At 57.1% G+C, this 24,551-nt stretch carries 17 protein-coding genes, 3 tRNA genes and 1 pseudogene; 8 read left to right on the top strand and 13 right to left on the bottom strand.

Annotated features, from left to right (window positions below; translation table 11 throughout):
* Positions 1-131 precede the first annotated feature (131 nt).
* From AC4ANK_RS09560 to fabI, 6 genes are read left to right on the top strand one after another with little or no spacing between them, the layout of a single operon-like run.
* Positions 132-1,961 (top strand): extracellular solute-binding protein, encoded by a 1,830-nt coding sequence (locus AC4ANK_RS09560; protein WP_002552744.1) that lies wholly within the window; start codon positions 132-134, stop codon positions 1,959-1,961.
* On the top strand, positions 1,958-3,814 hold the full coding sequence (locus AC4ANK_RS09555; protein WP_002552743.1) for an extracellular solute-binding protein: 1,857 nt from the start codon (positions 1,958-1,960) through the stop codon (positions 3,812-3,814). The genes AC4ANK_RS09560 and AC4ANK_RS09555 overlap by 4 nt, the downstream gene beginning before the upstream one ends.
* Before the next feature lies 1 nt (position 3,815).
* Positions 3,816-4,889 (top strand): microcin C ABC transporter permease YejB, encoded by a 1,074-nt coding sequence (locus tag AC4ANK_RS09550; protein ID WP_002552742.1) that lies wholly within the window; start codon positions 3,816-3,818, stop codon positions 4,887-4,889.
* A 1-nt stretch (position 4,890) separates the two neighbouring features.
* Positions 4,891-5,910, top strand: a complete 1,020-nt coding sequence (locus AC4ANK_RS09545) for an ABC transporter permease (protein ID WP_002552741.1) — start codon at positions 4,891-4,893, stop codon at positions 5,908-5,910.
* 1 nt (position 5,911) lies between these two features.
* Positions 5,912-7,522, top strand: coding sequence for an ABC transporter ATP-binding protein (locus tag AC4ANK_RS09540; protein WP_002552740.1), 1,611 nt, complete (start codon positions 5,912-5,914; stop codon positions 7,520-7,522).
* A gap of 18 nt (positions 7,523-7,540) precedes the next feature.
* On the top strand, positions 7,541-8,335 hold the full coding sequence (gene fabI / locus AC4ANK_RS09535; protein ID WP_004660733.1) for an enoyl-ACP reductase FabI: 795 nt from the start codon (positions 7,541-7,543) through the stop codon (positions 8,333-8,335).
* A 110-nt stretch (positions 8,336-8,445) separates the two neighbouring features.
* Here the strand turns inward: fabI and AC4ANK_RS09530 are convergent, their stop codons facing one another.
* From AC4ANK_RS09530 to tig, 6 genes are all read right to left on the bottom strand, one after another.
* The gene (locus tag AC4ANK_RS09530) at positions 8,446-10,329 is read right to left on the bottom strand and encodes a SurA N-terminal domain-containing protein (protein ID WP_002552738.1); all 1,884 of its coding nucleotides are present in this window, start codon (positions 10,327-10,329) and stop codon (positions 8,446-8,448) included.
* A gap of 205 nt (positions 10,330-10,534) precedes the next feature.
* Positions 10,535-10,807: an HU family DNA-binding protein gene (locus AC4ANK_RS09525; protein WP_002552737.1), complete on the bottom strand. Its 273-nt coding sequence runs from the start codon at positions 10,805-10,807 to the stop codon at positions 10,535-10,537.
* 146 nt (positions 10,808-10,953) lie between these two features.
* Positions 10,954-13,350, bottom strand: coding sequence for an endopeptidase La (gene lon / locus AC4ANK_RS09520; RefSeq protein WP_002552736.1), 2,397 nt, complete (start codon positions 13,348-13,350; stop codon positions 10,954-10,956).
* Positions 13,351-13,829: 479 nt separating this feature from the next.
* Complete coding sequence (gene clpX, locus AC4ANK_RS09515) at positions 13,830-15,113, bottom strand: ATP-dependent Clp protease ATP-binding subunit ClpX (RefSeq protein WP_002552735.1); 1,284 nt, start codon at positions 15,111-15,113, stop codon at positions 13,830-13,832.
* Positions 15,114-15,219: 106 nt separating this feature from the next.
* Complete coding sequence (gene clpP, locus AC4ANK_RS09510; RefSeq protein WP_002552734.1) at positions 15,220-15,861, bottom strand: ATP-dependent Clp endopeptidase proteolytic subunit ClpP; 642 nt, start codon at positions 15,859-15,861, stop codon at positions 15,220-15,222.
* A gap of 91 nt (positions 15,862-15,952) precedes the next feature.
* A complete protein-coding gene (gene tig, locus AC4ANK_RS09505; protein ID WP_002552733.1) occupies positions 15,953-17,263 on the bottom strand; it encodes a trigger factor in 1,311 nt (436 codons plus the stop codon).
* Positions 17,264-18,386: 1,123 nt separating this feature from the next.
* On the opposite strand from tig, the pseudogene AC4ANK_RS09500 reads away from it, so the two are divergent.
* Positions 18,387-18,874: pseudogene (locus tag AC4ANK_RS09500) on the top strand (hypothetical protein).
* A 135-nt stretch (positions 18,875-19,009) separates the two neighbouring features.
* On the opposite strand, the gene AC4ANK_RS09495 reads toward AC4ANK_RS09500, so the two are convergent.
* From AC4ANK_RS09495 to AC4ANK_RS09480, 4 genes are all read right to left on the bottom strand, one after another.
* Positions 19,010-19,654 (bottom strand): hypothetical protein, encoded by a 645-nt coding sequence (locus tag AC4ANK_RS09495; protein WP_031594806.1) that lies wholly within the window; start codon positions 19,652-19,654, stop codon positions 19,010-19,012.
* A gap of 391 nt (positions 19,655-20,045) precedes the next feature.
* Positions 20,046-20,130 (bottom strand) — tRNA-Leu (locus AC4ANK_RS09490).
* 56 nt (positions 20,131-20,186) lie between these two features.
* Positions 20,187-20,262: transfer RNA gene (locus tag AC4ANK_RS09485), tRNA-His, on the bottom strand.
* A 51-nt stretch (positions 20,263-20,313) separates the two neighbouring features.
* Positions 20,314-20,390 (bottom strand) — tRNA-Arg (locus AC4ANK_RS09480).
* 293 nt (positions 20,391-20,683) lie between these two features.
* Here AC4ANK_RS09480 and folD point away from each other — a divergent pair.
* Positions 20,684-21,538 carry a bifunctional methylenetetrahydrofolate dehydrogenase/methenyltetrahydrofolate cyclohydrolase FolD gene (folD, locus tag AC4ANK_RS09475; protein WP_002552732.1) on the top strand — a complete coding sequence of 285 codons (855 nt, stop codon included), beginning with the start codon at positions 20,684-20,686 and terminating at the stop codon, positions 21,536-21,538.
* A 62-nt stretch (positions 21,539-21,600) separates the two neighbouring features.
* Here folD and AC4ANK_RS09470 read toward each other — a convergent pair whose 3' ends face one another.
* The 3 genes from AC4ANK_RS09470 to AC4ANK_RS09460 form a co-directional block, all read right to left on the bottom strand.
* A complete protein-coding gene (locus AC4ANK_RS09470) occupies positions 21,601-23,373 on the bottom strand; it encodes an ABC transporter substrate-binding protein (protein ID WP_002552731.1) in 1,773 nt (590 codons plus the stop codon).
* Between the two features lie 85 nt (positions 23,374-23,458).
* Entirely contained in the window at positions 23,459-23,731 is a 273-nt protein-coding gene (locus AC4ANK_RS09465) for a DUF2160 domain-containing protein (RefSeq protein WP_002552730.1), read from the bottom strand.
* A gap of 12 nt (positions 23,732-23,743) precedes the next feature.
* Positions 23,744-24,544 (bottom strand): carbohydrate ABC transporter permease, encoded by an 801-nt coding sequence (locus tag AC4ANK_RS09460; RefSeq protein ID WP_003315280.1) that lies wholly within the window; start codon positions 24,542-24,544, stop codon positions 23,744-23,746.
* Positions 24,545-24,551 lie beyond the last annotated feature (7 nt).

Genomic DNA, 24,551 nt, shown 5'->3' with positions numbered 1-24,551 from the left:
CGGCCACTTGCCCTTCGATAACCTTGGGGCGGGTGGCCGATGCAGCCCCGGCTGCGCAGTCACCTGCAGTCTTTTTCCAGCTGGAACAAGCTGTTACTGTTAGCGACCCGAAAGCCCAAGTCGCCCGGATCGTGATACGTCCCTTCCTGCTAACCATCAGCCTGGCCTTGAGCTTCTGCGCCAACGCAGCCATCACAGAAAGTCATGGCTATGCGCAGTTTGGTGTTCTCAAGTACCCGGCCAGCTTTACTCATTTCGACTGGGTCAATCCCGAGGCGCCGAAAGGTGGCACCTTGAGAATGATGGCGTTTGGTACGTTCGACACGCTCAATCCTTACACATTCAAGGGCAGCAGCCCGGTCTCGACCGGAAACTTCCTGCAATACGGCGTCAATGAACTGAACGAGCCGTTGATGGTGGGCACAGGGCAGTACGACCCGTCCGGCGATGAACCGACCTCCAGTTACGGGCTGATCGCGCAGTCCGTTGAATACAGCGAGGACCGCAGCTGGGTGGTGTTCAACCTGCGCCCGCAGGCGCGCTTTCACGATGGCAAGCCCATCACCGCCTACGACGTGGCGTTTTCCTACCGAACGCTGCTCAAGGACGGTCATCCTCAATACCGCACCGCCTTGCAGGAAGTGCAGCGCGTCGACATCCTCAATCGTCATCGCATCCGGTTTGTCTTCAAGCGCTCTGGCAATCCGTTGCTGATTCTGCGTCTTGGGGAACTGCCAGTGCTGCCCCAGCATTACTGGAAGAACAGAGACTTCAAGGCGACTACCTTCGAACCGCCGCTGGGCAGTGGCCCCTACAGCATCACCCGCGTGCAGCCCGGACGTCAGCTGGTGTTCGAGCGGGTCAAGGATTACTGGGGCAAGGACCTGCCGGTCAACCGCGGCAAATACAATTTCGACCGGGTGGAAGTCGAGTTCTACCGCGACAGCGATGTGGCGTTCGAAGCATTCAAGGCGGGCGAATTCGATATCTACATCGAGCATCAGGCCAAGAACTGGGCGAATGGCTATAACTTCCCGGCAGTCGCAAACGGTCAGGTAATCAAGGCGCAGATTCCGCACCGCATACCGACCCAGACCCAAGGCCTGTTCATGAACACCCGGCGCGCGGCCTTCGCCGATATCCGCGTACGCGAAGCACTGGGGCTGTTGTTCAATTTCGAATGGACCAACCGCACACTGTTCAGCGACGCTTATGAGCGTTCGACCAGCTATTACCCCAACAGCGAGTTTTCCGCGACGGGCCTGCCGAGCGGGGCTGAATGGTTATTGCTGGCGCCTTATCGCGATCAGTTGCCCGCCAGTCTGTTTACCCAGCCATTTGCCCCATCGAAAACCGATGGCGGCGGCATCCCGCGCGACACTCTGCGCAAGGCCTTGAAACTGCTTGCCGATGCTGGCTGGACGCTGTCGGACAAGGGCTTGCTCAACGCCGACAAGCAACCGCTGCGCTTCGAGATCCTGCTGGTCAACCCCAACCTCGAACGCATCCTGCAGCCCTACATCGAAGACCTGCAACGCCTGGGTATTGATGCAGGGCTGCGCACCGTCGATCGCGCCCAGTACAAACAACGCCTGGACCGTTTCGACTTCGACATGATTCTCATGACCCTGCAACAGACGCTGAGCCCCGGTCTTGAGCAGTGGCAATATTTTCATTCAAGCCAGGCCGCGATCAACGGCAGCAAGAACTACGCCGGCATTGCCAACCCGGTGGTCGACGCCCTGCTGAACAAACTGCTCGGCGCGCAAACCCGCGATGAACAGGTCGCGGCTGCGCGAGCGCTGGACCGCGTGCTGCTGGCTCAGCACTACAGCATTCCCAACTGGTATCTGAACAATCATCGGCTTGCCTATCGCAACCGATTCGCCATGGTCACCACCCCGCCCTACACCCTGGGGCTGCGTGCGTGGTGGCTCAAGACTCTGGAGAAGCCCCGATGAACCCATTGCATTCCCTGCGCGCGCAAGCGGCCGGCCTGCTGTTGGCCAGCCTCGCCTGCACGGTACAGGCTGCGCCTCAGCATGGCGTGACGCTGTACGACGAGCCGCCCAAGTACCCGGCCGACTTCAAGCACTTCGACTACGTGAACCCGGATGCGCCCAAGGGTGGCACGTTCCGTCAGGCAGGCTTCGGCGGTTTCGACAGCCTCAACCCGTTCATCAACAAGGGCGTGCCGGCAGATGACATCGGCCTGATCTACGACACCCTGGCCCGTGCAAGCCTGGATGAACCGTTCAGTGAGTACGGGCTGGTTGCCGGTAAAATCGAGAAAGCCCCGGACAACAGCTGGGTACGCTTCTACCTGCGCCCGGAAGCGCGCTTTCATGACGGCCACCCGATGCGTGCCGAAGACGTGGAGTTCAGCTTCAAGACACTGATGGAGCACGGGTCGCCCATGTACAAGGGTTACTACGCCGACGTCGATCAGGTGGTCGTCGAAGACCCGCTGCGCGTGCTGTTCAAATTCAAGCACAAGGGCAATCGGGAGATGCCGCTGATTCTTGGCCAGTTACCCGTGCTGCCCAAACATTTCTGGGCAGATCGCGACTTCAGCAAGGGCAACCTGGACTTCCCGCTGGGCAGCGGGCCGTACAAGGTCGCCGATGTAAAAGCCGGGCGCTCGGTGCGTTATGAACGGGTCAAGGATTACTGGGCCAAGGACCTGCCGATCAATAAGGGCTTCTACAACTTCGATGTGCTGACCACCGACTACTATCGCGACAACACCGTCGCGCTGGAAGCGGGCAAAGCCGGGCAGTTCGATTATTGGGTGGAAACCAGCGCCAAGAACTGGGCAACTGCATATGACACGCCAGCAGTCCGGGATGGCAGGCTGATCAAGGAAGAGCTTCCCAATGGCAATCCGACGGGCATGCAGGGTTTTGTCTTCAACCTGCGCAAGCCGGTGTTTCAAGACGTCAGGGTCCGTGAGGCGCTGACTCTGCTGCTGGACTTCGAGTGGACCAACAAACAGCTGTTCAACGGCTCGTACAGCCGCACCAAAAGCTATTTCGACAACTCGGAAATGGCCGCCAGCGGCCTGCCGTCCGCCGAAGAACTGAAAATTCTTGAACCGTTGCGCGGCAAGATTCCGGATCGAGTGTTCACCGAACCCTTCACGCTGCCGGTAACCGATGGCAGTGGCATGATTCGTCCACAGCAACGCCGGGCCTTCCAGCTGTTGCAGGAAGCGGGCTGGAAGATCGTCGACGACAAGATGGTCGATGCCCAGGGCAACCCGGTGAAGCTGGAGTTTCTGATCGCCCAGACCGAATTCGAGCGCATTCTGTTGCCTTACAAACGTAACCTGAGTGATCTGGGCATCGAGCTGGTGATTCGCCGCGCCGACGTGTCGCAATACATCAACCGCCTGCGCTCGCGGGACTACGACATGATCGTCACTGGCTATCCGCAGTCCAGCTCACCCGGTAACGAGCAGCGCGTGTATTTCGACTCATCCAGCGCCGACAACCCGGGCAGCCGCAACTTCATGGGCCTCAAGGACCCGGCGGTAGACACGCTGGTCAACGGGCTGATCAACGCCGACTCCCGGGAAAGCCTGATCACCCATACCAAAGCGCTGGACCGCGTATTACTGTGGGGTTTTTACGTTGTACCCAACTGGCACATCAAAACCTGGCGGGTGGCTTACTGGAATCACATCGACCATCCCAAGGCCAAGGCGCTTTCCGATATCGGCCTGATGACTTGGTGGGCGAAGCCGAATGTCAAACCCGCCACCGCGACCCCGTCAGCCACTGATCAGGCCAAGCCTGCGAACGCGGAGCAATAACATGCTGGCTTATATTCTGCGACGGCTACTGCTGATCATCCCTACCCTGCTCGGCATTCTGATCATCAACTTCGTCATCATTCAGGCCGCACCCGGTGGACCGGTCGAGCAGATGATCGCCAAGATCGAAGGCTTTGATGGCGCTACCAGCCGAATTGCGGGTGGCGGTGCCGAGGTATCGGTGGCGGGCTCCAACTACCGTGGCGCGCAGGGCCTGGACCCGGCACTGATCAAAGAAATCGAACGCATGTACGGTTTCGATAAATCGGCACCGGAACGCCTGTGGATCATGATCAAGAACTACGCCACGCTGGATTTCGGCGACAGCTTCTTTCGCGATGCCAAGGTGATCGACCTGATCGTCGAGAAGATGCCGGTCTCCATCTCTCTGGGGTTATGGAGCACGCTGATCATGTACCTGGTGTCGATCCCGCTTGGGATCGCCAAAGCCACTCGCCACGGCAGCCAGTTCGACGTGTGGACCAGCTCGGCGATCATCGTCGGCTACGCCATCCCGGCGTTTCTGTTCGCGATTCTGCTGATCGTGGTGTTTGCCGGTGGCAGCTACTTCAACTGGTTCCCGCTGCGCGGGCTGACTTCGAACAACTATGACGAACTGAGCACTCTGGGCAAGGTCTTCGACTACTTCTGGCATCTGGTGCTGCCGGTCACCGCGCTGGTGATCGGCAACTTCGCCACCATGACCCTGCTGACCAAGAACAGCTTTCTCGACGAAATCAGCAAGCAATATGTCACCACCGCCAAAGCCAAGGGCCTGAGCAACCACAAGGTGCTCTACGGCCATGTGTTTCGCAACGCGATGCTGCTAGTGATCGCCGGCTTCCCGTCGGCGTTCATCGGTATCTTCTTCACCGGCTCGCTGCTGGTGGAAGTGATCTTTTCGCTGGACGGCCTGGGCCTGATGAGTTTTGAAGCCGCTATCAACCGCGACTACCCGGTGGTGTTCGGCACCCTGTTCATCTTCACCCTGCTGGGGTTGGTGGTGAAGCTGATCGGCGACATCACCTACACCCTGGTAGACCCGCGCATCGACTTCGAAAGCAGGAAGCATTGATATGAAGCTGTCTCCTCTCAATCGCCGTCGCTTCGAACGCTTCAAAGCCAACCGACGCGGCTGGTGGTCACTGTGGCTGTTCCTCATCCTGTTCGGCCTGAGCCTTGGCGCCGAACTGATCGCCAACGATAAACCGCTTGCCGTGCGCTACGACGGTCACTGGTACTTCCCGGTGCTGGAGCGTTACCCGGAGACCACCTTCGGCGGCGAATTCCCGCTGGAAGCCAATTACAAGAGCCCGTACATCAAGGAATTGCTCGCGGCGAAGGATGGCTGGACCCTGTGGGCGCCCATCCCGTTCAGTTACCAGAGCATCAACTACGACCTGAAAGTCCCCGCCCCTGCGCCACCGTCCCGGGAAAACCTGCTGGGCACCGACGATCAGGGCCGTGATGTGTTGGCACGAGTGATCTACGGCTTCAGGATTTCCGTGCTGTTCGCCCTGACCCTGACCATCCTCAGTTCGATCATCGGCGTCATCGCCGGTGCCCTGCAGGGTTTCTATGGCGGCTGGGTCGACCTGCTGGGCCAGCGTTTTCTGGAGGTGTGGTCGGGCCTGCCCGTGCTGTATCTGTTGATCATTCTCGCCAGCTTCGTGCAACCCAACTTCTGGTGGCTGCTGGGCATCATGCTGCTGTTCTCCTGGATGAACCTGGTGGACGTGGTGCGTGCCGAGTTCCTGCGTGGCCGGAATCTGGAATATGTAAGAGCCGCGCGAGCGCTGGGCATGGAGAACGGCGCGATCATGTTCCGCCATATCCTGCCCAACGCCATGGTCTCGACCATGACCTTCATGCCGTTCATCCTCACCGGGGCCATCGGCACCTTGACTGCACTGGACTTCCTGGGCTTCGGCCTGCCCGCCGGATCGCCTTCGCTGGGCGAACTGGTGGCGCAGGGCAAATCCAACCTGCAGGCACCCTGGCTGGGCATCAGCGCGTTCGCTGTGCTGGCCATTATGCTGAGCCTGCTGGTGTTCATCGGCGAATCTGCCCGCGATGCTTTCGACCCAAGGAAATAAGATGAGCAATGACAATCTGATCGAAATCCGCGATCTGGCGGTCGAGTTCGTGACGGGCGACTCACGGCAACGGGTGGTCGAGAACATCAGCTTTGACATCCGTCGGGGTGAAACCCTCGCACTGGTCGGCGAAAGCGGCTCGGGCAAATCGGTTACAGCGCATTCGATCCTGCGCCTGCTGCCCTACCCCATTGCCAGTCATCCGAGCGGCACTATCCGCTACGGCGGTGAAGACCTGCTGAAAGTGGAAGAGAAAAAGCTGCGCTCGATCCGTGGCAACCGTATCGCCATGATCTTCCAGGAACCGATGACTTCGCTGAACCCGCTGCACTCGGTCGAAAAACAAATCAACGAGGTGCTGGGCCTGCACAAGGGCCTGACCGGCAAGGACGCCACCAAACGCACGCTGGAGCTTCTTGAGCTGGTAGGCATCCCCGAGCCACACAAACGGCTCAAAGCCTTGCCACACGAGCTTTCAGGCGGCCAACGCCAGCGTGTAATGATAGCGATGGCACTGGCCAACGAGCCGGAGCTGCTGATTGCCGACGAACCGACTACTGCACTGGACGTCACGGTACAGCTGAAAATTCTTGAGTTGCTCAAGCAATTGCAGGCTCGTCTGGGCATGGCGTTGTTACTTATCAGCCACGATTTGAACGTGGTAAGGCAAATAGCCAACCGAGTATGTGTCATGCAGCGCGGTTGCATCGTCGAACAGGCATCGTGCGAAGAATTGTTCCGTTCGCCGCAACATCCTTACACCAAAGTGTTGCTCAGCGCAGAGCCCAGCGGCGGTCCTTCGACCAACCCGGCCGGCGCCCCGCTGCTTGAAGTCGAGGACCTGAAAGTCTGGTTCCCGATCAAAAAGGGCCTGCTCAAGCGCACGGTCGACCACGTCAAGGCGGTGGACGGCATACGCTTCAGCCTGCCGCAAGGGCAAACACTGGGCATCGTGGGTGAAAGCGGGTCGGGCAAATCGACGCTGGGGCTGGCGATTCTTCGGCTGATCGGCAGCCAGGGCACCATACGTTTCAAGGGCAACGCGCTAGAATCTCTGTCGCAACAGCAGATCCGTCCGCTGCGCAGGCAGATGCAGGTGGTGTTCCAGGACCCGTTTGGTAGTTTGAGCCCGCGTATGTCAGTGGGTGAAATCGTTGGCGAAGGCTTGCGAATCCATGGCATGGGCACGGCCGCCGAGCAACAGACGGCGATCATCGAAGCACTCAGGGAGGTTGGCCTGGATCCGGATACCCGGCACCGCTACCCTCACGAGTTCTCCGGTGGCCAACGGCAGAGGATCGCCATTGCACGTGCGCTGGTATTGAAACCGGCGCTTATCTTGCTGGACGAGCCGACGTCAGCCCTAGACCGGACCGTACAGCGTCAGGTCGTCGAGCTGCTTCGCTCGCTGCAAGCCAAGTACAATCTGACGTATTTGTTCATCAGCCATGACCTGGCTGTCGTCAAAGCGCTGAGCCACCAGCTGATGGTGGTCAAGCAAGGCCAAGTGGTCGAACAGGGTGCAGCGCAGGACATCTTCGCCGCACCGCAACATCCTTATACACAGCAGCTGCTGGAAGCCGCCTTTTTGGCACCGGTAGCTGTCGATTAACCTGAAGAGGAACAACACATGGGTTTTCTCGCCGGTAAGCGCGTCCTGATCGTCGGTGTCGCCAGTAAACTGTCCATCGCATCCGGCATTGCTGCCGCCATGCATCGTGAAGGTGCAGAGCTTGCTTTCACCTACCAGAACGACAAGCTCAAGGGCCGTGTCGAAGAGTTCGCCGCAGGCTGGGGCTCAGGTCCTGAGCTGTGCTTCCCTTGCGATGTGGCCAGCGACGAAGAGATCACCAAGGTCTTTGAAGAGCTGAGCAAGAAGTGGGACGGCCTGGACGTGATCGTTCACTCGGTCGGCTTTGCTCCGGGTGACCAGCTCGACGGCGACTTCACCGACGCTACCACTCGCGAAGGTTTCCGCATCGCTCATGACATCAGCGCCTACAGCTTCGTGGCCCTGGCCAAGGCTGGTCGCGAAATGATGAAGGGCCGCAATGGCAGCCTCCTGACCCTGTCGTACCTGGGCGCAGAGCGCACCATGCCCAACTACAACGTCATGGGCATGGCCAAGGCCAGCCTGGAAGCCGGCGTTCGTTACCTGGCCGGCAGCCTCGGCCCGGAAGGTACTCGCGTCAATGCTGTATCGGCCGGCCCGATCCGCACACTGGCGGCTTCGGGTATCAAGAACTTCCGCAAAATGCTGGCTGCCAACGAGGCGCAGACTCCTTTGCGCCGCAACGTGACCATCGACGAAGTCGGCAATGCCGGTGCGTTCCTGTGCTCTGACCTGGCGTCGGGCATCAGTGGTGAGATCATGTACGTCGACGGCGGTTTCAACACCACCGCGATGGGCAGCATGGAAGAGTAAGACGGCAAGCGCCGCTCCTCGCGAGCGGCATTTTTCCGGCAGGCAACTTTCCTGCACTCAAAAAGAAGGCCGCTCAGTGAGCGGCCTTCTTTTTTGTGCGGGTTTCGAGCTTAGAACTTCTCGATCTTCGCGTTGCTTTCCAGCTGTGCACGGTACGCAGCGAAATCCTGCTGACCCGCACGCGACGCGAGGAAGCGACGGTATTGCGCCTTTTCCGCGTCAGTCGGCGCAGCAGCCTGATTCACGCCATTGAGGCGCACAATCACGAAGCTGCCATCGGCTGCAGTAATGCTGGCGAATTCCGGCTTGCCCTTGCCATCAGGCTTGGGCATGCGGAACAGCGTCTGCAGTACTTGAGGATCAACGCCTTCCTGACTGCGAGTGACTGCTTCCATCGATTTCCAGTCACGTCCATCCTGCTTCGCAGCCAGCGGGATCTTGCCATCACGCAGCCCGGCCAGCAGAGCCTCGCCCTTGGCCTTGGCAGCGGCCGTGGCGTGCTCCTTGACCAGTTGAGTGCGAATCGAGCTGGCAACGCTCTCAAGCGGCAACTGCTGAGGTTGCAGATGCTCTTTGGAGCGCACCACCACGACGGTCTCCGGATCCAGCTCCAACGTGTTGCTGTTGGAGCCTTCTTCCAGCACTTCCGGGCTGAACGCAGCCTGGATAACCGCACGGTTGGCTGTAATACCCTCACCGCCTTCACGACCGAATGGCGCAGTGGTCTGAACCTTCATGCCCAGGTCCTGTGCCGGTTGAGACAGATCGGACGATTCAAACGCAGAATCTTCCAGCTGCTTGGTCACTTCGACAAATTTCTGCTCGACCAGCTGCGATTTCAAATCCGTGGTCAGTTTGTCTTTCAGACTGGCGAAGGTCGGCACCGATGGAGCCTCGACGCCCAGCAACTTGATCAGGTGCCAGCCGAAGTCGGTACGCACAGGCTGCGATACCTGGTCCTTGTTCAAGGCATACAATGTGTCTTCGAACGCAGGGTCATAGACACCCTTGCCTGCGTAACCAAGATCACCGCCCTTGCTGGACGAACCAGGGTCCTGCGAATATTCCTTGGCCAGCGCCGCAAAATCTTCACCCTTGGCCAGACGCTGTTGAATTTCTTCAATCTTCGCCTTGGCCTGCTCGTCGTTCAGTTTGTCGTTGACCTCGATCAGGATGTGCGCAGCACGACGCTGTTCGGACAGATTGGCGATTTCCTTCTGATAAGCCGCCTGCAAGTCCTCATCCTTGACCTGCACCTTGTCGAAGAAAGACGACTTCTTCAATTCGATGTAATCAAGCACAACCTGCTCAGGGCTCATGAACTCCTTGGCATGCTGGTCGTAGTGAGCCTTGACTTCGTCGTCCGTCACTTTGACCGCCGTGGTATCGGCGGGCAGGGTCAGCGACGCGAAATCACGGGTCTGCTTTTCCAGACGGGCAAAAGCGTCAACCTGTGCATCGGTTACGAAAGCACTGCCGGCAACCCCCGCACGCACCTGACCGATGAGCATTTCCTGGCCAAGCATCTGGCGGAACTGCAGACGGCTGTAACCCAGCTGGCGAATGACCTGATCGAAACGGTCAGCACTGAACTTGCCATCGACCTGAAACTCAGGCGTCTGCAAAAGCTGCTGATCCAGTGCCGCGTCGGAAAACGAGAATTTCGCATCCGTTGCACCTTGCAGCAGCAGCTTGCGGTCGATCAGGCCTTTGAGGGCTGATTCACGCAACAGCTTTTCATCCAGCATCGCAGGATCGAAATCCTTGCCCAACTGCTGCGCGAGCTGCTGAGCCAACTGACGCCGCTGCATGTCGACGGCCTGGCTCAACTCATTCTGAGAGATGTCCTCGCCGTTCACTTCAGCCGCGTTCTGCTTATTGCTGGTAGCGGTAAACAACGCCTCGATGCCGGTGAAGGCCATCAAAGCGATGATGATTCCGATAATTGTCTTGGCAATCCAGCCTTGTGAATTGTCCCTGATGTTCTGCAGCATTGCGTCCCCCAAAACGGTTGAACTGACTAACCAACCGCGGAGCGTGGGTAGAAAGCGGATAGAAGAAAGGCGCATCCGAGGATGCGCCTTCTCGTAACTGACGGAGCGATAGGGCTCGAACCCCTCGGTGTTGCAACCGAATGCACCACCGCTCCGCTACTGGATCAGGACAGACCCGACCCAGCGGGCAAAGGCATCGAGAGGCTTAGTTGACAGCTTCTTTGAGGGCTTTACCAGCTTTGAAACCTGGTTTTTTAGCAGCAGCGATTTCCAGCGTCTTACCAGTCTGAGGGTTGCGACCGATGCGAGCAGGACGATCAGTCACGGAGAACGTACCAAAGCCAACCAAAACAACCGAGTCGCCAGCCTTCAGAGCGCCAGTGACGGATTCGATCACTGCGTCCAGCGCACGGCCAGCAGCAGCTTTCGGGATATCAGCAGATGCAGCGATAGCATCAATCAGTTCCGACTTGTTCACTCTAAGTCCCCTTATCTCTATATTGAGTATGTTTCTAAGTTTTAGGTGTTAAGCAAAACGAGCGCTGGAAGGCTTGCTGGTGCTTGCTTTAAAGAGCCGCTTTATAACAAGGGCTCTAAAAAGCTGTCAAGGAAGCCTACCCAGTCTTAATGCGTGCTAATTCTGTCCTTAGAGTCAGACTCGCGTTTTTCTTCCTTTGCGACCAGATCTGTAGCCACGTCCGGCAACGGCTCCGGCGCGTATTGCAGCGCAATTTGCAGGACTTCGTCAATCCATTTAACGGGCTTGATTTGCAGATCCTGCTTGATATTGTCAGGAATCTCCTTCAAATCACGCACGTTTTCTTCCGGAATGATCACCGTCTTGATTCCGCCGCGATGCGCAGCCAGAAGTTTTTCCTTCAGACCACCAATCGCCAGCACCTGCCCGCGCAAGGTAATCTCGCCCGTCATTGCCACATCGGCACGTACCGGGATCTGTGTAAGCGCTGATACCAGAGCAGTACACATGCCTACGCCAGCGCTTGGTCCATCCTTGGGCGTCGCGCCCTCCGGCATGTGGATATGCGTGTCGTGTTTCTCGTGGAAATCGGCTGGAATGCCCAGACTACGGGCACGACTGCGCACCACGGTCTGCGCGGCTGTAATGGATTCGACCATGACATCACCCAGCGAACCGGTCTTGATCAACTGGCCCTTGCCCGATACAACCGCAGCCTCGATGGTCAGCAATTCACCGCCCACCTGAGTCCACGCCAGGCCTGTGACCTGACCGATCTGATCCTGTTGCTCGGCCAGTCCGTAGCGGAATTTGCGCACACCCAGGAAGTGTTCGAGCATCTCGGCAGTAACCTGCACGGAGAAGCGTTTTTCCATGGCGTGTTCTTTGACCGCCTTGCGGCAAACCTTGGCAATCTGGCGCTCTAGACCGCGTACGCCCGCTTCACGGGTGTAGTAGCGAATGATGTCGCGGATTGCTTCCTCGTCGAACTGGATCTCGCCTTTCTTCAAGCCATTGGCCTGAATCTGCTTGGGCGAGAGGTATTTGACGGCGATGTTGATCTTTTCGTCTTCGGTGTAACCCGGCAGGCGAATGACTTCCATCCGGTCCAGCAAGGCTGGCGGAATATTCATCGAGTTCGACGTGCACAGGAACATTACGTCGGAAAGATCGTAGTCGACTTCGAGGTAGTGATCATTGAAGTTATGGTTCTGCTCGGGGTCCAGAACCTCAAGCAATGCCGACGCCGGATCGCCGCGCATGTCACTGCCCATCTTGTCGATTTCATCAAGCAGGAACAGCGGGTTGCGGACGCCCACTTTTGTCATCTTTTGTATCAATCTTCCTGGCATCGAACCGATGTAAGTCCGGCGATGACCACGAATTTCAGCCTCGTCACGCACGCCACCGAGTGCCATACGCACGAATTTACGATTGGTTGCGTTGGCGATGGACTCGGCCAGGGAAGTTTTACCCACACCCGGTGGACCTACCAGACACAGTACAGGGCCACGAATCTTCTTCACGCGCTTTTGCACGGCGAGGTATTCGAGAATGCGTTCCTTGACCTCATCCAGACCATAATGGTCTGCATCCAGGATCGCTTCGGCGCGCGCAAGGTCCAGACGCACCTTGCTCTGAGCCTTCCACGGCACCTGAACCAGCCAGTCGATGTAGGAGCGCACCACAGTCGCCTCGGCCGACATCGGCGACATCTGCTTGAGCTTGTTAAGCTCGGCAGTCGCCTTTGTCAGAGCGTCCTTGGGCAGCCCGGCAGCGTCGATGCGCTTTTTCAGCTCTTCAATTTCGTTATGGCCTTCGTCGCCATCGCCCAGTTCCTTCTGAATGGCCTTCATCTGCTCATTCAGGTAGTACTCGCGCTGGCTGCGCTCCATTTGTTTTTTCACACGACCGCGAATGCGCTTTTCAACCTGCAGCAGGTCGATTTCGGCATCCAGCAAGGCCAGCACGTGCTCGACACGGGCCGACAGGTCGATAATTTCGAGAATTTCCTGCTTCTGCTCGATCTTGAGCGCCATGTGCGCTGCCATGGTGTCAACCAGGCGACCGGGCTCATCGATGCTGTTGAGCGACGAGAGGACTTCTGCGGGGACTTTCTTGCCAAGCTGCACATACTGCTCGAACTGAGCCAGCAGGCTGCGCACAAATACTTCGGATTCTCGATCCGGGGCATCGACTTCGTCGATCAACGCGACGTCGGCGCGGTAATGGCCATCGACTTCGATGAAACGCTCTACCGAACCACGCTGCTCACCTTCGACCAGCACCTTGACGGTGCCATCAGGCAGCTTGAGCAACTGCAATACGGTGGCAATAGTGCCGACGTTGTACAACGCCTTTTCATCAGGATCGTCGTCAGCCGGGTTTCTTTGCGCCAGCAGCAGAATCTGCTTGTCGCCCGTCATTGCCGCTTCAAGGGCTTCGATAGACTTCTCGCGCCCCACGAACAGCGGGATAACCATGTGCGGATAAACCACGACATCACGCAATGGCAAGAGAGGCAATTCAATAGTGGTCTTCATGATTTCGCCTCTACGGCGGCCAATTGGCCGGGACAGATGGAATTAGCTTGAAGCCAAGATGGGGGTAGCGTCCAAAAAAAACAAGCTCTAGAGCCACGACCCGTCAAGATCAATTTCTTCATACAAAACGAATGTACACCGCAGCCATCGCCGGCCTGACCGTGCAGGGCCTGGTCAACAATGCCCACAGCATCGCGCAATTGAGGTACGTGCCGGCCTGATACGGGAGAGGTGCGTCCAAAATCTGGAAAAGGTAAAGAAAAGTCGCTTTCAATCCATTTTTCGGCGTGGGTGATGGGTAAAAAAAGCTTTTTGCCGCCATCGACGCCACGTTGGCATCACGCCGAGGGGACCTTTTTTGGCGGATTACCTTGTATAGGAATTATTGAAATTCCTATACATGAACGGCTGAAAAATGCAAAAGGGGGCCAAAAAGGCCCCCTTCCGTATTACTTCACACGCCCATACGCCTGCGTGTGTTACGCGTCAGGGGCAACCTTGGCAGGCGGCTCACTGTTTTCGTAGATCAGCAGCGGCTTGGACGTACCATCGATAACGCTCTCATCGATCACCACCTTGCTCACGTCACTTTGCGACGGAATTTCGTACATGGTGTCGAGCAGCACGCCTTCGAGGATGGAACGCAAGCCACGGGCACCGGTCTTGCGCTCCAGCGCGCGACGGGCAACCGACTTCAACGCGTCGGTGCGGAACTCGAGGTCCACGCCTTCCATCTCGAACAGCTTGGCATACTGCTTGGTCAGCGCATTCTTCGGCTCGGTGAGGATCTGTATCAAAGCAGCCTCATCCAGCTCGTCCAGCGTTGCAAGCACTGGCAGACGGCCCACGAACTCAGGGATCAGACCGAACTTGACCAGATCGTCAGGCTCGACTTCACGCAGGGACTCGCCAACCTTCTTGCCCTCCTCCTTGCTGCGAACCTCGGCGTTGAAGCCGATGCCGCCACGGGTGGAACGGTTCTGAATGACCTTTTCCAGGCCCGAGAAGGCACCACCGCAGATAAAGAGGATGTTGCGTGTGTCCACTTGCAGGAATTCCTGCTGCGGATGCTTGCGACCACCTTGCGGAGGAACGGAAGCCACGGTGCCCTCGATCAGCTTCAGCAAGGCTTGCTGCACGCCTTCGCCGGAAACGTCACGAGTGATCGAAGGGTTGTCGGATTTGCGCGAAATCTTGTCGATTTCATCGATGTAGACAATGCCCATCTGGGCCTTCTCGACATCGTAATCACATTTCTGCAACAGCTTCTGGATAATGTTTTCAACGTCCTCACCCACATAACCGGCTTCGGTCAGGGTGGTGGCGTCAGCGATGGTGAACGGCACATTGAGCAGACGGGCCAGTGTTTCGGCCAGCAGCGTCTTGCCGGAGCCCGTAGGGCCGATCAGCAGGATGTTGCTCTTGCCCAGTTCGACATCGTCATTCTTCTTGTCACGCTGGTTCAGACGCTTGTAGTGGTTGTACACCGCTACTGCGAGGACCTTTTTGGCACGTTCCTGACCGATTACATACTGGTCAAGGATGCCGCTGATTTCTTTAGGCGAAGGCAATTTATGCGCGCTGCTTTCGGCCTGTGCTTCCTGCACCTCCTCGCGGATGATGTCGTTGCACAGGTCGACGCACTCGTCGCAGATAAAGACCGAGGGGCCGGCAATCAATTTGCGCACTTCATGCTGGCTTTTGCCACAGAAGGAGCAATAGAGCAATTTGCCGTTGTCCTCGCCGTTGCGGGTGTCAGTCATTCGATCGATCCAATCCGGTAGGCTTGCAACACAAGATGAAGGCTATTGCGGGCTTTTTCAAGTCCGCAGGCGGTCGGTTGTGCCGACCCCCTACATTTTGAGCCGCTTAGGCAGGCATTTGACGCTTGTTGATCACGGAGTCGATCAGGCCGTATTCAGCCGCACGCTCTGCGCTCATGAAGTTGTCACGCTCGGTGTCGCGCTCGATGGTTTCGAGGCTCTGGCCGGTGTGATGCGCCAGCAGCGAGTTGAGACGATGACGAATGTGCAGGATTTCCTTGGCATGGATGTCGATATCCGACGCCTGACCCTGGAAACCGCCCAGCGGCTGGTGAATCATCATCCGCGAGTTGGGCAGGCAATGACGCTTGCCTTCTGCACCACCGGCCAGCAGGAATGCACCCATGCTGCAAGCCTGACCGATACAGATAGTCGAAACGTCCGGCTTGATGAACTGCATGGTGTCGTAGATCGACATGCCTGCTGTCACCGAACCGCCCGGCGAGTTGATGTAGAGATGGATATCCTTGTCCGGGTTTTCCGCTTCAAGGAAGAGCAGTTGTGCCGCGATAAGGTTGGCCATGTAGTCCTCTACCGGACCAACCATAAAGATGACTCGCTCCTTGAGAAGGCGCGAATAGATGTCATAGGCGCGTTCGCCACGGGCGGACTGCTCGATAACCATCGGGACCAGGCCGCCAGCGGCCTGGATGTCAGAGTTCTGCTGAATATAAGAATTGCGGGACATGTCCTGCATTCACTCCCAAATAGTCGAGTCTTGAATACGCACAAGCCAGCGCGAAGGCTGGCTTGTGGGTGTTTTCGCACGAAAAGAGAAATCAGTCGGCTTTTGGAGCTTCCACCGGCTTGACAGCTTCTTCGTAGGAGACCGATTTGTCGGTCACGCTAGCTTTCTGCAAAACAGTATCTACAACTTGCTCTTCAAGCACAACAGAACGTACCTCGTTCATTTGCTGCTCGTTCTTGTAGTACCAGGCAACAACCTGCTCAGGCTCCTGATAGGCGGATGCCATTTCCTGAATCATTTCACGTACGCGAGCATCATCAGGCTTGAGGTCGAACTGCTTGACGACCTCGGCAACGATCAGACCCAGCTCGACGCGACGCTTGGCCTGCTCTTCGAACAGCTCAGCCGGCAACTGGTCTGGCTTGATGTTGCCGCCGAACTGTTGAACAGCCTGGACGCGCAGACGGTTGACTTCGTTTTCCAGCAGCGCTTTAGGCACTTCGATCGGGTTGGCAGCCAGCAGACCGTCCATGACCTGATTCTTGACCTTGGACTTGATCGCCTGACGCAGCTCGCGCTCCATGTTCTTGCGAACCTCGGTGCGGAAGCCTTCGATACCGGTTTCCTTGATACCGAACTGCTTGAAGAACTCTTCGTTCAGCTCAGGCAGCTTTGGCTCGGAAACGGTATTGACGGTCACGGTGAACTCGGCAGCCTTGCCGGCCAGCTCAAGGTTCTGATAGTCCTCGGGGAAGGTCACGTTCAGAACGCGCTCTTCGCCAGCCTTGGCGCCAACCAGACCGTCTTCGAAACCAGGAATCATGCGACCCGAACCCAGCACCAGCTGGGTAGCCGTGGCAGAACCGCCAGCGAACACTTCGCCGTCGACCTTGCCCACGAAATCGATGTTCAGCTGGTCTTCGTTCTGGGCAGCACGGTCGGCCACTTCAAAACGAACGTTCTGCTTGCGCAGCACTTCCAGCATGTTGTCCAGATCGCTGTCCGCCACATCGGCAGACAGGCGCTCTACGGCGATGGTGTCGAAACCGGCAACGGTGAATTCCGGGAATACTTCGAAAGTAGCCACGTATTCCAGGTCTTTGCCTTTTTCGAAAGATTTCGGCTCTACAGCAGGAGCACCGGCCGGGTTCAGCTTCTGCTCAACCACAGCTTCGTAGAAAGTAGCCTGAATCAGATCGCCCAGTGCTTCCTGACGTGCGCCGTCTTCATAACGCTGACGGATCACGCTCATAGGCACCTTGCCTGGGCGGAAGCCCGGGATCTTGGCTTTGCGTGCGGTCTGCTGCAGACGCTTGTTGACTTCAGTCTCGATGCGTTCGGCAGGCACGCCAATGGTCATGCGGCGCTCAAGAGCGGAAGTATTTTCAACAGAAACTTGCATGGATATTCCTCGTTGCACAGACGTTAGCCGGCCGTTTCCGACCCCAGAATCAAGGGCATGCATTCTAGTGGGTCAAACTCAAGAAGTCACCCTACTGAAAAAGGGTGGATTTATAGGACGAAAGCGGAGCGCTGCAGCGCAAGGAAGAAAAAAGCCTCACACCCTCGGCGACGCGTCTGGCACGGCCTCTATATAAAGAAGCATCAGCGCCGGAGACGACCGACTCCATCCAGGTAGCACGTCCCACTCGACCGACGGCGGCAAGCCACCGGACCCGTGAAACGGTAAAGCGAATACGCTGAAACAAAAAAAGCCGCTTCACGCGGCTTGCAGCGACCCGGGCTTTCGCTTGAATCACTTCTGCTCTGGCGAACGGAGAACACAAAGAAATCTCCGCACACCTGCCATGCAAGGCTTCAGCCTCGAAGCCTGATGAATCAACGCACATTTTGCGCTGCTGATTCCATAGCGCCGGGCTGCTTGCAGCCTTATTCAACCCGGCGCGCATCGTACACAACGCAACCCACGCGCGCCACCCATTGCAAGCAATTGACGCGCCTGACAATTTTACTCTCGGATAAGCCCTACAACTTGTCACCCACCAGAGGCAAAAGCTGGCGTACGCTCAAACACCTTGCGGCAGCAGCCACACTGCGCACCACGGAAAGGCGGTGCAACTTACCGAGGTAACGCTTCTGACCTGCAACTCTGCACTACGCCATGATTAAAAAAGATTAACGACTGAGGAAGCAAACACCACAGTGACACGCTCGGCACGACCGCAATCATGCGGACCTCCCAACGCCAGGCCATGACGCCTCACCCTAAACCAGACACAACGTCGAAAACCGACCATCTTCCGCGTGACCATACCGGCCTCCGGCACCCGCCAACCTTGCGGCACAGCAAGGCCTGACGAGAGCCAGCACCTCCGCCGCACCCCTGTACTGCTTAGCCATCCGCTACATAATCCGACCACTGATTTCACCGCTGCTGGCAACAATAATGAAGCCTGCGCCACGAATGAACTGCACTGTTTTCGCACCACACCAGCAGCATCGCCCGAGCTCTTACACGCCAAGAAATCAATGCCCTTAAACATTGAAACCCGTCAGGAAAAACCATGTACAAGATGATTGCTGCACTTACTTTTCTCGCCATCACCTCAGCAACACTGACGGGGTGCAAAGACAAGGAGGGGAGCACGGGAAACGCAGCAGCCACTAAAACCACTTATTATTCTTCCTACAAATGCAACATTGACTCAATTGCCGGGAAGATCAGCCCGGGAACAGGAGCAAGCATTTACGTACCGCGGGGCGTCGCAATGTTCAACGGCTCGGTGATCACTGCGAACCAGGACGCTCCGAAAGAAATCAGACTTCGCCTGACCGGCTACAAAGGAAAGCCCACTACGTTCAAGGACCCGCCATCGTTGATCGAATTGACCTGGTGAAGACGTACAACAATGAAAAACTCCTGAAGTGAGGTTTTTCGTTCACCGCAGATTTATCGTCAATGGAATCCGGCGGCTACAACGTCGTACTCGAGATCCCTGGAGCAAACCCACCTCTTCTGTGCCAGGGCAAGGTGTTGCTTGTCATCGAATAACTAGAAAGCCTGATGGCGAGACTGAGCCTCGACAATCTGGTAGCTTTCTTTTCCACTTCAACGCAAAAGCCCATGCCGCTGGGGCTTTTTGGTTTCTGCCAGATGCAAAAACCGCCCAATGACGGGCGGTGCTGGTCAGTTTTTGCAGACTACCTGCGGAGGTGCCGCAGGTGTCAGCTTTTGGGGAATCACGATTGAAGTTCCGGGCAGAGACACGAGCTCGATGACTCCAAACATGCAAATAAGCGCTTGCTCACCATCGTTGCTTGATCTGCTACGTACCCCTACTAAAGCCTCGTAGTCCTTCCCTGGTTCCAGCTTGTAAACGACCGCTTGGCCAGCACAGGACAAGTAAGTGCTGCCATTGCCACCAATCGTCGCGCCCAGGGTTGCAATTTGAAACGGGAGATCAGTCCTGACGCGATACTCGGTCACAACCTCTTTATAGACACCTTCGCCCATCCGGGTGGCTGGGACGTATTCAGTAAGCGTGGGCGCAACTCGCTTCGGCATGCGAACGCTTGCCGATTTCAGGGGGTACTGCGGATAGTTGATATTCGCCGTGCCGTCTCGCCCGAAACGTCCAGCATCAGCCATCTTGTGGCGGGTAGCAGGGGCACAACTACCCATAATGCTATCTCCATACACACTGGAGTTCGTGATAACGCGAACATGTGCCAAGTCTTCTGACTGAGCAGGCTCTTCGTAGGGCACTGAAGGTATTCCGGAGCAACCAGTAAGCGCTACAGCAAAAAAAATTACGAAAGTGACAGCCCGCATTACGATGTCCTTATTGACTTGCCAATCAAAAAACCGACGCGATGGCCGGTTTTTTTGTCCCCTTTCCTACGCATGCACAAAGGAAGTAATGGCCAAATGATGGCTTTGTGACCCACTGCTGTCAAGCAGCTGCCGCATTCATTAGTCTCTCGCGAATACCCCGCCCCAGCGCTACCGCCTTTGTCAGTGCGTTTCGATTGCCAGACGGCGGATCAGTGAAACGGAAGCATGAGTACATCACCAGCAAGCCAATTCAGGATGTACTCATTAACGTACTAAAAAAATCCAGACACCGGCAAATACTCATGAAACTCAACACAACAAAAAGCCCGCACTTGGCGGGCTTTTCTTGGCTTTCGCGGTTCTCAGTGGAACCCGGCGAAAGTACATCTGGTGCGGACGGAGAGACTCGAACTCTCACACCTTGCGGCGCTGGAACCTAAATCCAGTGTGTCTACCAATTCCACCACATCCGCATTTCAGACTTTTAAAGCAAAGGCGCCAGACTATGAATCTGGCGCCCTTCTTAATATGGGGTGGACGATGGGGTTCGAACCCACGACCGCAGGAGTCACAATCCTGTGCTCTACCAACTGAGCTACGCCCACCATATTGCGCGTGACGATAAAACTTACTTGCTGTGCCAAAGCTGCCTTAAATGGCGCACCCGGCAGGACTCGAACCTGCGACCATCCGCTTAGAAGGCGGATGCTCTATCCAGCTGAGCTACGGGCACTTATATAATTTGTATTCTTGCGATAACAAACTAAAAGGCTTTCAATCACACCGAGCTGATTTGCAACTCTGCCTGACCTAATCAACCAGTGCTAGCTTAACCAGTGCTGGGCTCTGCCCGGCAAGTGCGACGAATCTTATAGACGGCCCCTGGGGTCGTCAACCTTTTTTTGAAAAAAATTCAGCTAGATAAAGGAGTTAGCGGAATATCCAACGCATGCGCCTTTGCCCTCGCGCCATGTCATGCGAGAATGCGCGCTCATTTTATTTCCTCTCGATGGTTAATCACGCGTCATGACTGCAAAACTAATCGACGGCAAGGCGATCGCCGCCAGCCTGCGCCAGCAGATCGCCAAACGTGTCGCCGAACGTAGCCAGCAAGGTCTGCGTACGCCGGGCCTCGCGGTGATTCTGGTCGGCAGCGACCCTGCCTCTCAGGTCTATGTCTCTCACAAGCGCAAGGACTGCGAGGAAGTCGGCTTTATCTCCCAGGCCTATGACTTGCCCGCTGATACCACTCAGGTTGCGCTGACCGATCTGATCGACCGCCTCAATGAAGACGCCGCTGTCGACGGCATTCTGCTGCAATTGCCTTTGCCAGCCCATCTGGACGCATCGCTGCTGCTCGAGCGCATCCGCCCGGACAAGGACGTGGACGGTTTCCATCCTTATAACGTCGGCCGTCTCGCCCAGCGCATTCCCCTGCTGCGACCGTGCACACCCAAAGGGATCATTACACTGCTGGAAAGCACTGGAGTCGATCTGTACGGTCTGGATGCTGTGGTGGTTGGCGCGTCGAACATTGTCGGCCGCCCCATGGCCATGGAATTGCTGCTGGCGGGCTGCACGGTCACCGTGACCCACCGTTTCACCAAGGATCTGGCAGGCCATGTAGGTCGCGCCGATCTGGTGGTGGTTGCCGCCGGCAAGCCCGGCCTGGTCAAGGGCGAATGGATCAAACCCGGCGCGATTGTCATCGACGTCGGCATCAACCGTCAGGACGATGGCAAGCTGGTGGGCGACGTGGTTTACGAGACTGCCCTGCCCCGCGCCGGCTGGATCACTCCGGTTCCGGGCGGCGTTGGCCCCATGACCCGCGCCTGCCTGCTGGAAAACACACTGTACGCCGCAGAAACCCTGCACGACTGATCAGCCTGCAGCAATAAAAAACGGCACCTCCAAGGTGCCGTTTTTTTTACCTCGACAAAACCTTACTTTTTGCCAGCCTCCCAGCTTTTCAGCAGGTCAGCGTAGGCGATGGTTTCACCCTTGGGTTTCTCGTTGGCCAGTTTGCGCTGTGGCGCGAGGAACTTGCCGTTGCTGTTCTCAGCCTTGGCATACCACTCCTCGGCAGACGTTTCGGGGTTCATCTTCGGCGCACACTTGCTGGCTTCCTGAACCTTGGAACGTTCGATGCGCGTCATGATGGCATCCTGATCCTTGGCCAGACCGTCCAGCGCCTGCTGTGCTGTCTTCTCGCCAGTGACCGCCTCGGCCACATGGCTCCACCACAGCTGTGCCAGCTTCGGATAGTCAGGCACGTTGGTGCCGGTAGGCGACCATTGAACGCGGGCCGGGCTGCGATAGAACTCCACCAGACCTCCCAGCTTGGGCGCCAGAGCGGTCATCTCCTTGGAATTGATATCCGACTCGCGAATCGGCGTCAGACCGACAATGGTCTTCTTCAGCGAAACACTTTTCGAGGTCACGAACTGCGCATACAGCCAGGCCGCCAGGCGCTTCTTCTCGTCGGAAGACTTCAGGAAGGTCCATGAGCCCACGTCCTGGTAACCGAGCTTCATGCCTTCTTTCCAGTACGGCCCTTTGGGTGACGGGGCCATGCGCCATTTCGGCGTGCCATCGGCGTTCATGACTGGCAGGCCGGGCTTGGTCATGTCGGCAGTAAAGGCGGTGTACCAGAAGATCTGTTGCGCGACGTTACCCTGCGACGGAACCGGACCGGACTCCGAAAAGGTCATGCCCGCAGCTTCAGGCGGTGCGTAGGCTTTCAGCCAGTCGATGTATTTCTGAGTCGCGAACACCGCTGCCGGCCCGTTGGTGTCGCCACCGCGGGTAATGCTGGAGCCGACCGGGTGGCAATCCTCGACGCGGATGCCCCACTCGTCCACAGGCAGACCGTTAGGCAAGCCCTTGTCGCCGCTGCCAGCCATGGAGAACCAGGCATCGGTGAAGCGCCAGCCCAGCGACGGGTCCTTCTTGCCGTAATCCATGTGCCCGAAGACTTTCTTGCCGTCGATCTCCTTGACGTCTTCGCTGAAGAATTTGGCAATGTCTTCGTAGGCCGACCAGTTGACCGGGACGCCCAGCCCATAGCCGTACTTGTCTTTGAACTTCTTTTTCAGGTCGGGACGTTCGAACCAGTCGGCACGGAACCAGTACAGGTTGGCGAATTGCTGATCAGGCAGCTGGTAAAGCTTGCCGTCCGGCGCGGTGGTGAACGAGGTGCCGATGAAGTCTTTCAGGTCCAGAGTCGGCGAGGTGACCTTGCTGCCTTCCGGACTGGCCATCAGGTCGGTCAGCGACAGTGCCTTGCCGTAGCGGAAGTGTGTCCCGATCAGGTCCGAGTCGTTGACCCAGCCGTCGTAGATACTTTTGTCCGACTGCATGGCGGTCTGCAGTTTTTCGATCACATCACCCTCTTGCAGCAGGTCATGGGTGACTTTGATACCAGTGATTTCAGTGAAGGCCTTGGCCAGGGTTTTCGATTCGTACTCGTGGGTGGTCAGGGTTTCCGATACCACCTTGATGTCCATGCCACGGAACGGCTCGGCGGCCTTGATGAACCACTCAAGCTCTTTCAACTGTTCTGCATCGGAAAGCGTACTCGGCTTGAATTCACTGGCCGCCCACTTCTTCGCCGCATCTTCGTACTGATCTGCCCACGCCGAAACACTCAACCCGCTGAGCATCATCATGGTCGCCAGCGTCACGCTATGTTGCAGCTTGTTTTTCTTATTGAACATAGTCATCTCCAATGTTGCTTTTATGTAGTCCCGCTTTTCGAATATTGCCGACCGGATCACCCCGGCAATCGCGCCCGGCCGCCCTCTAACCCCAACGCATCACCACCAACAGCCACACCAGGGAGGCCCCTGAAGCGATCCAGACACTCCAGTCGGTCGCGCCGATCACCAGCAAATGCAGGTAAGCGCTACCCAGAAGCCCAATGAACAAACGGTCGCCACGCGTGGTGGCAATCGGCAGAAAACCACGGCGCTCGATACTTGCCGAGCGCAACTCCCATACGGTCATCCCCGCCAGAAGCAATGCGATGCTGATGAAAAAGGCCGCAGTGGGCAGTGTCCAGGACATCCACTCCATTTTTTCGACTCCTCAGACACGACCAAGAGCAAAGCCCTTGACCACATGGTTGCGAACGAACCAGATCACCAGCATACCCGGCAGGATAGTCAACACCCCCGCCGCCGCCAGCACCCCCCAATCGATACCCGATGCCGAGACGGTGCGGGTCATTACCGCAGCGATCGGCTTGGCGTTCACCGACGTCAGGGTGCGCGCCAGCAACAGCTCGACCCAGGAGAACATGAAGCAGAAAAACGCGGTGACACCGATACCCGAGCCAATCAACGGAATGAAAATCTTCACGAAAAACTTCGGAAAGCTATAACCGTCGATGTAGGCCGTTTCATCAATCTCCTTGGGAACGCCGGACATGAAGCCCTCCAGAATCCAAACCGCCAGCGGAACGTTGAACAAGCAATGCGCCAGAGCAACGGCGATGTGCGTGTCAAACAGGCCGATGGACGAGTACAGCTGGAAAAACGGCAGCAGGAACACGGCCGGTGGCGCCATGCGATTGGTCAGCAGCCAGAAGAACAGGTGCTTGTCGCCGAGAAAACGATAGCGAGAAAACGCGTAGGCTGCCGGAAGCGCAACGCTCAGCGATATCACGGTATTGAGGCACACGTAGTACAGCGAGTTCAGGTAACCGCTGTACCAGCTTTCGTCGGTGAAAATCACCTTGTAGTTGGCCAGGGTAAAGTCCTGCGGCCACAGGGTCAGGCCACCGAGGATCTCGGTATTGGTCTTGAACGACATGTTGATCAGCCAGTAAATCGGCACCAGCAGAAACAACAGGTAAATCCACAGCGGTATGATTTTGCGCAGACTCATGACCAGC

The organism is Pseudomonas sp. Pmew2 (assembly GCF_058129885.1).
This window is presented reverse-complemented; position numbering and strand designations above follow the sequence as displayed.

Bases quoted from the DNA above. Each gene is read 5' to 3' on its own strand.
- AC4ANK_RS09555 (WP_002552743.1), top strand. From the start codon at position 1,958: ATGAACCCATTGCATTCCCTGCGCGCGCAAGCGGCCGGCCTGCTGTTG.
- AC4ANK_RS09550 (WP_002552742.1), top strand. From the start codon at position 3,816: ATGCTGGCTTATATTCTGCGACGGCTACTGCTGATCATCCCTACCCTG.
- AC4ANK_RS09545 (WP_002552741.1), top strand. From the start codon at position 4,891: ATGAAGCTGTCTCCTCTCAATCGCCGTCGCTTCGAACGCTTCAAAGCC.
- AC4ANK_RS09540 (WP_002552740.1), top strand. From the start codon at position 5,912: ATGAGCAATGACAATCTGATCGAAATCCGCGATCTGGCGGTCGAGTTC.
- fabI (WP_004660733.1), top strand. From the start codon at position 7,541: ATGGGTTTTCTCGCCGGTAAGCGCGTCCTGATCGTCGGTGTCGCCAGT.
- AC4ANK_RS09530 (WP_002552738.1), bottom strand. From the start codon at position 10,329: ATGCTGCAGAACATCAGGGACAATTCACAAGGCTGGATTGCCAAGACA.
- lon (WP_002552736.1), bottom strand. From the start codon at position 13,350: ATGAAGACCACTATTGAATTGCCTCTCTTGCCATTGCGTGATGTCGTG.
- clpX (WP_002552735.1), bottom strand. From the start codon at position 15,113: ATGACTGACACCCGCAACGGCGAGGACAACGGCAAATTGCTCTATTGC.
- clpP (WP_002552734.1), bottom strand. From the start codon at position 15,861: ATGTCCCGCAATTCTTATATTCAGCAGAACTCTGACATCCAGGCCGCT.
- tig (WP_002552733.1), bottom strand. From the start codon at position 17,263: ATGCAAGTTTCTGTTGAAAATACTTCCGCTCTTGAGCGCCGCATGACC.
- AC4ANK_RS09495 (WP_031594806.1), bottom strand. From the start codon at position 19,654: ATGCGGGCTGTCACTTTCGTAATTTTTTTTGCTGTAGCGCTTACTGGT.
- folD (WP_002552732.1), top strand. From the start codon at position 20,684: ATGACTGCAAAACTAATCGACGGCAAGGCGATCGCCGCCAGCCTGCGC.
- AC4ANK_RS09470 (WP_002552731.1), bottom strand. From the start codon at position 23,373: ATGTTCAATAAGAAAAACAAGCTGCAACATAGCGTGACGCTGGCGACC.
- AC4ANK_RS09465 (WP_002552730.1), bottom strand. From the start codon at position 23,731: ATGGAGTGGATGTCCTGGACACTGCCCACTGCGGCCTTTTTCATCAGC.
- AC4ANK_RS09460 (WP_003315280.1), bottom strand. From the start codon at position 24,544: ATGAGTCTGCGCAAAATCATACCGCTGTGGATTTACCTGTTGTTTCTG.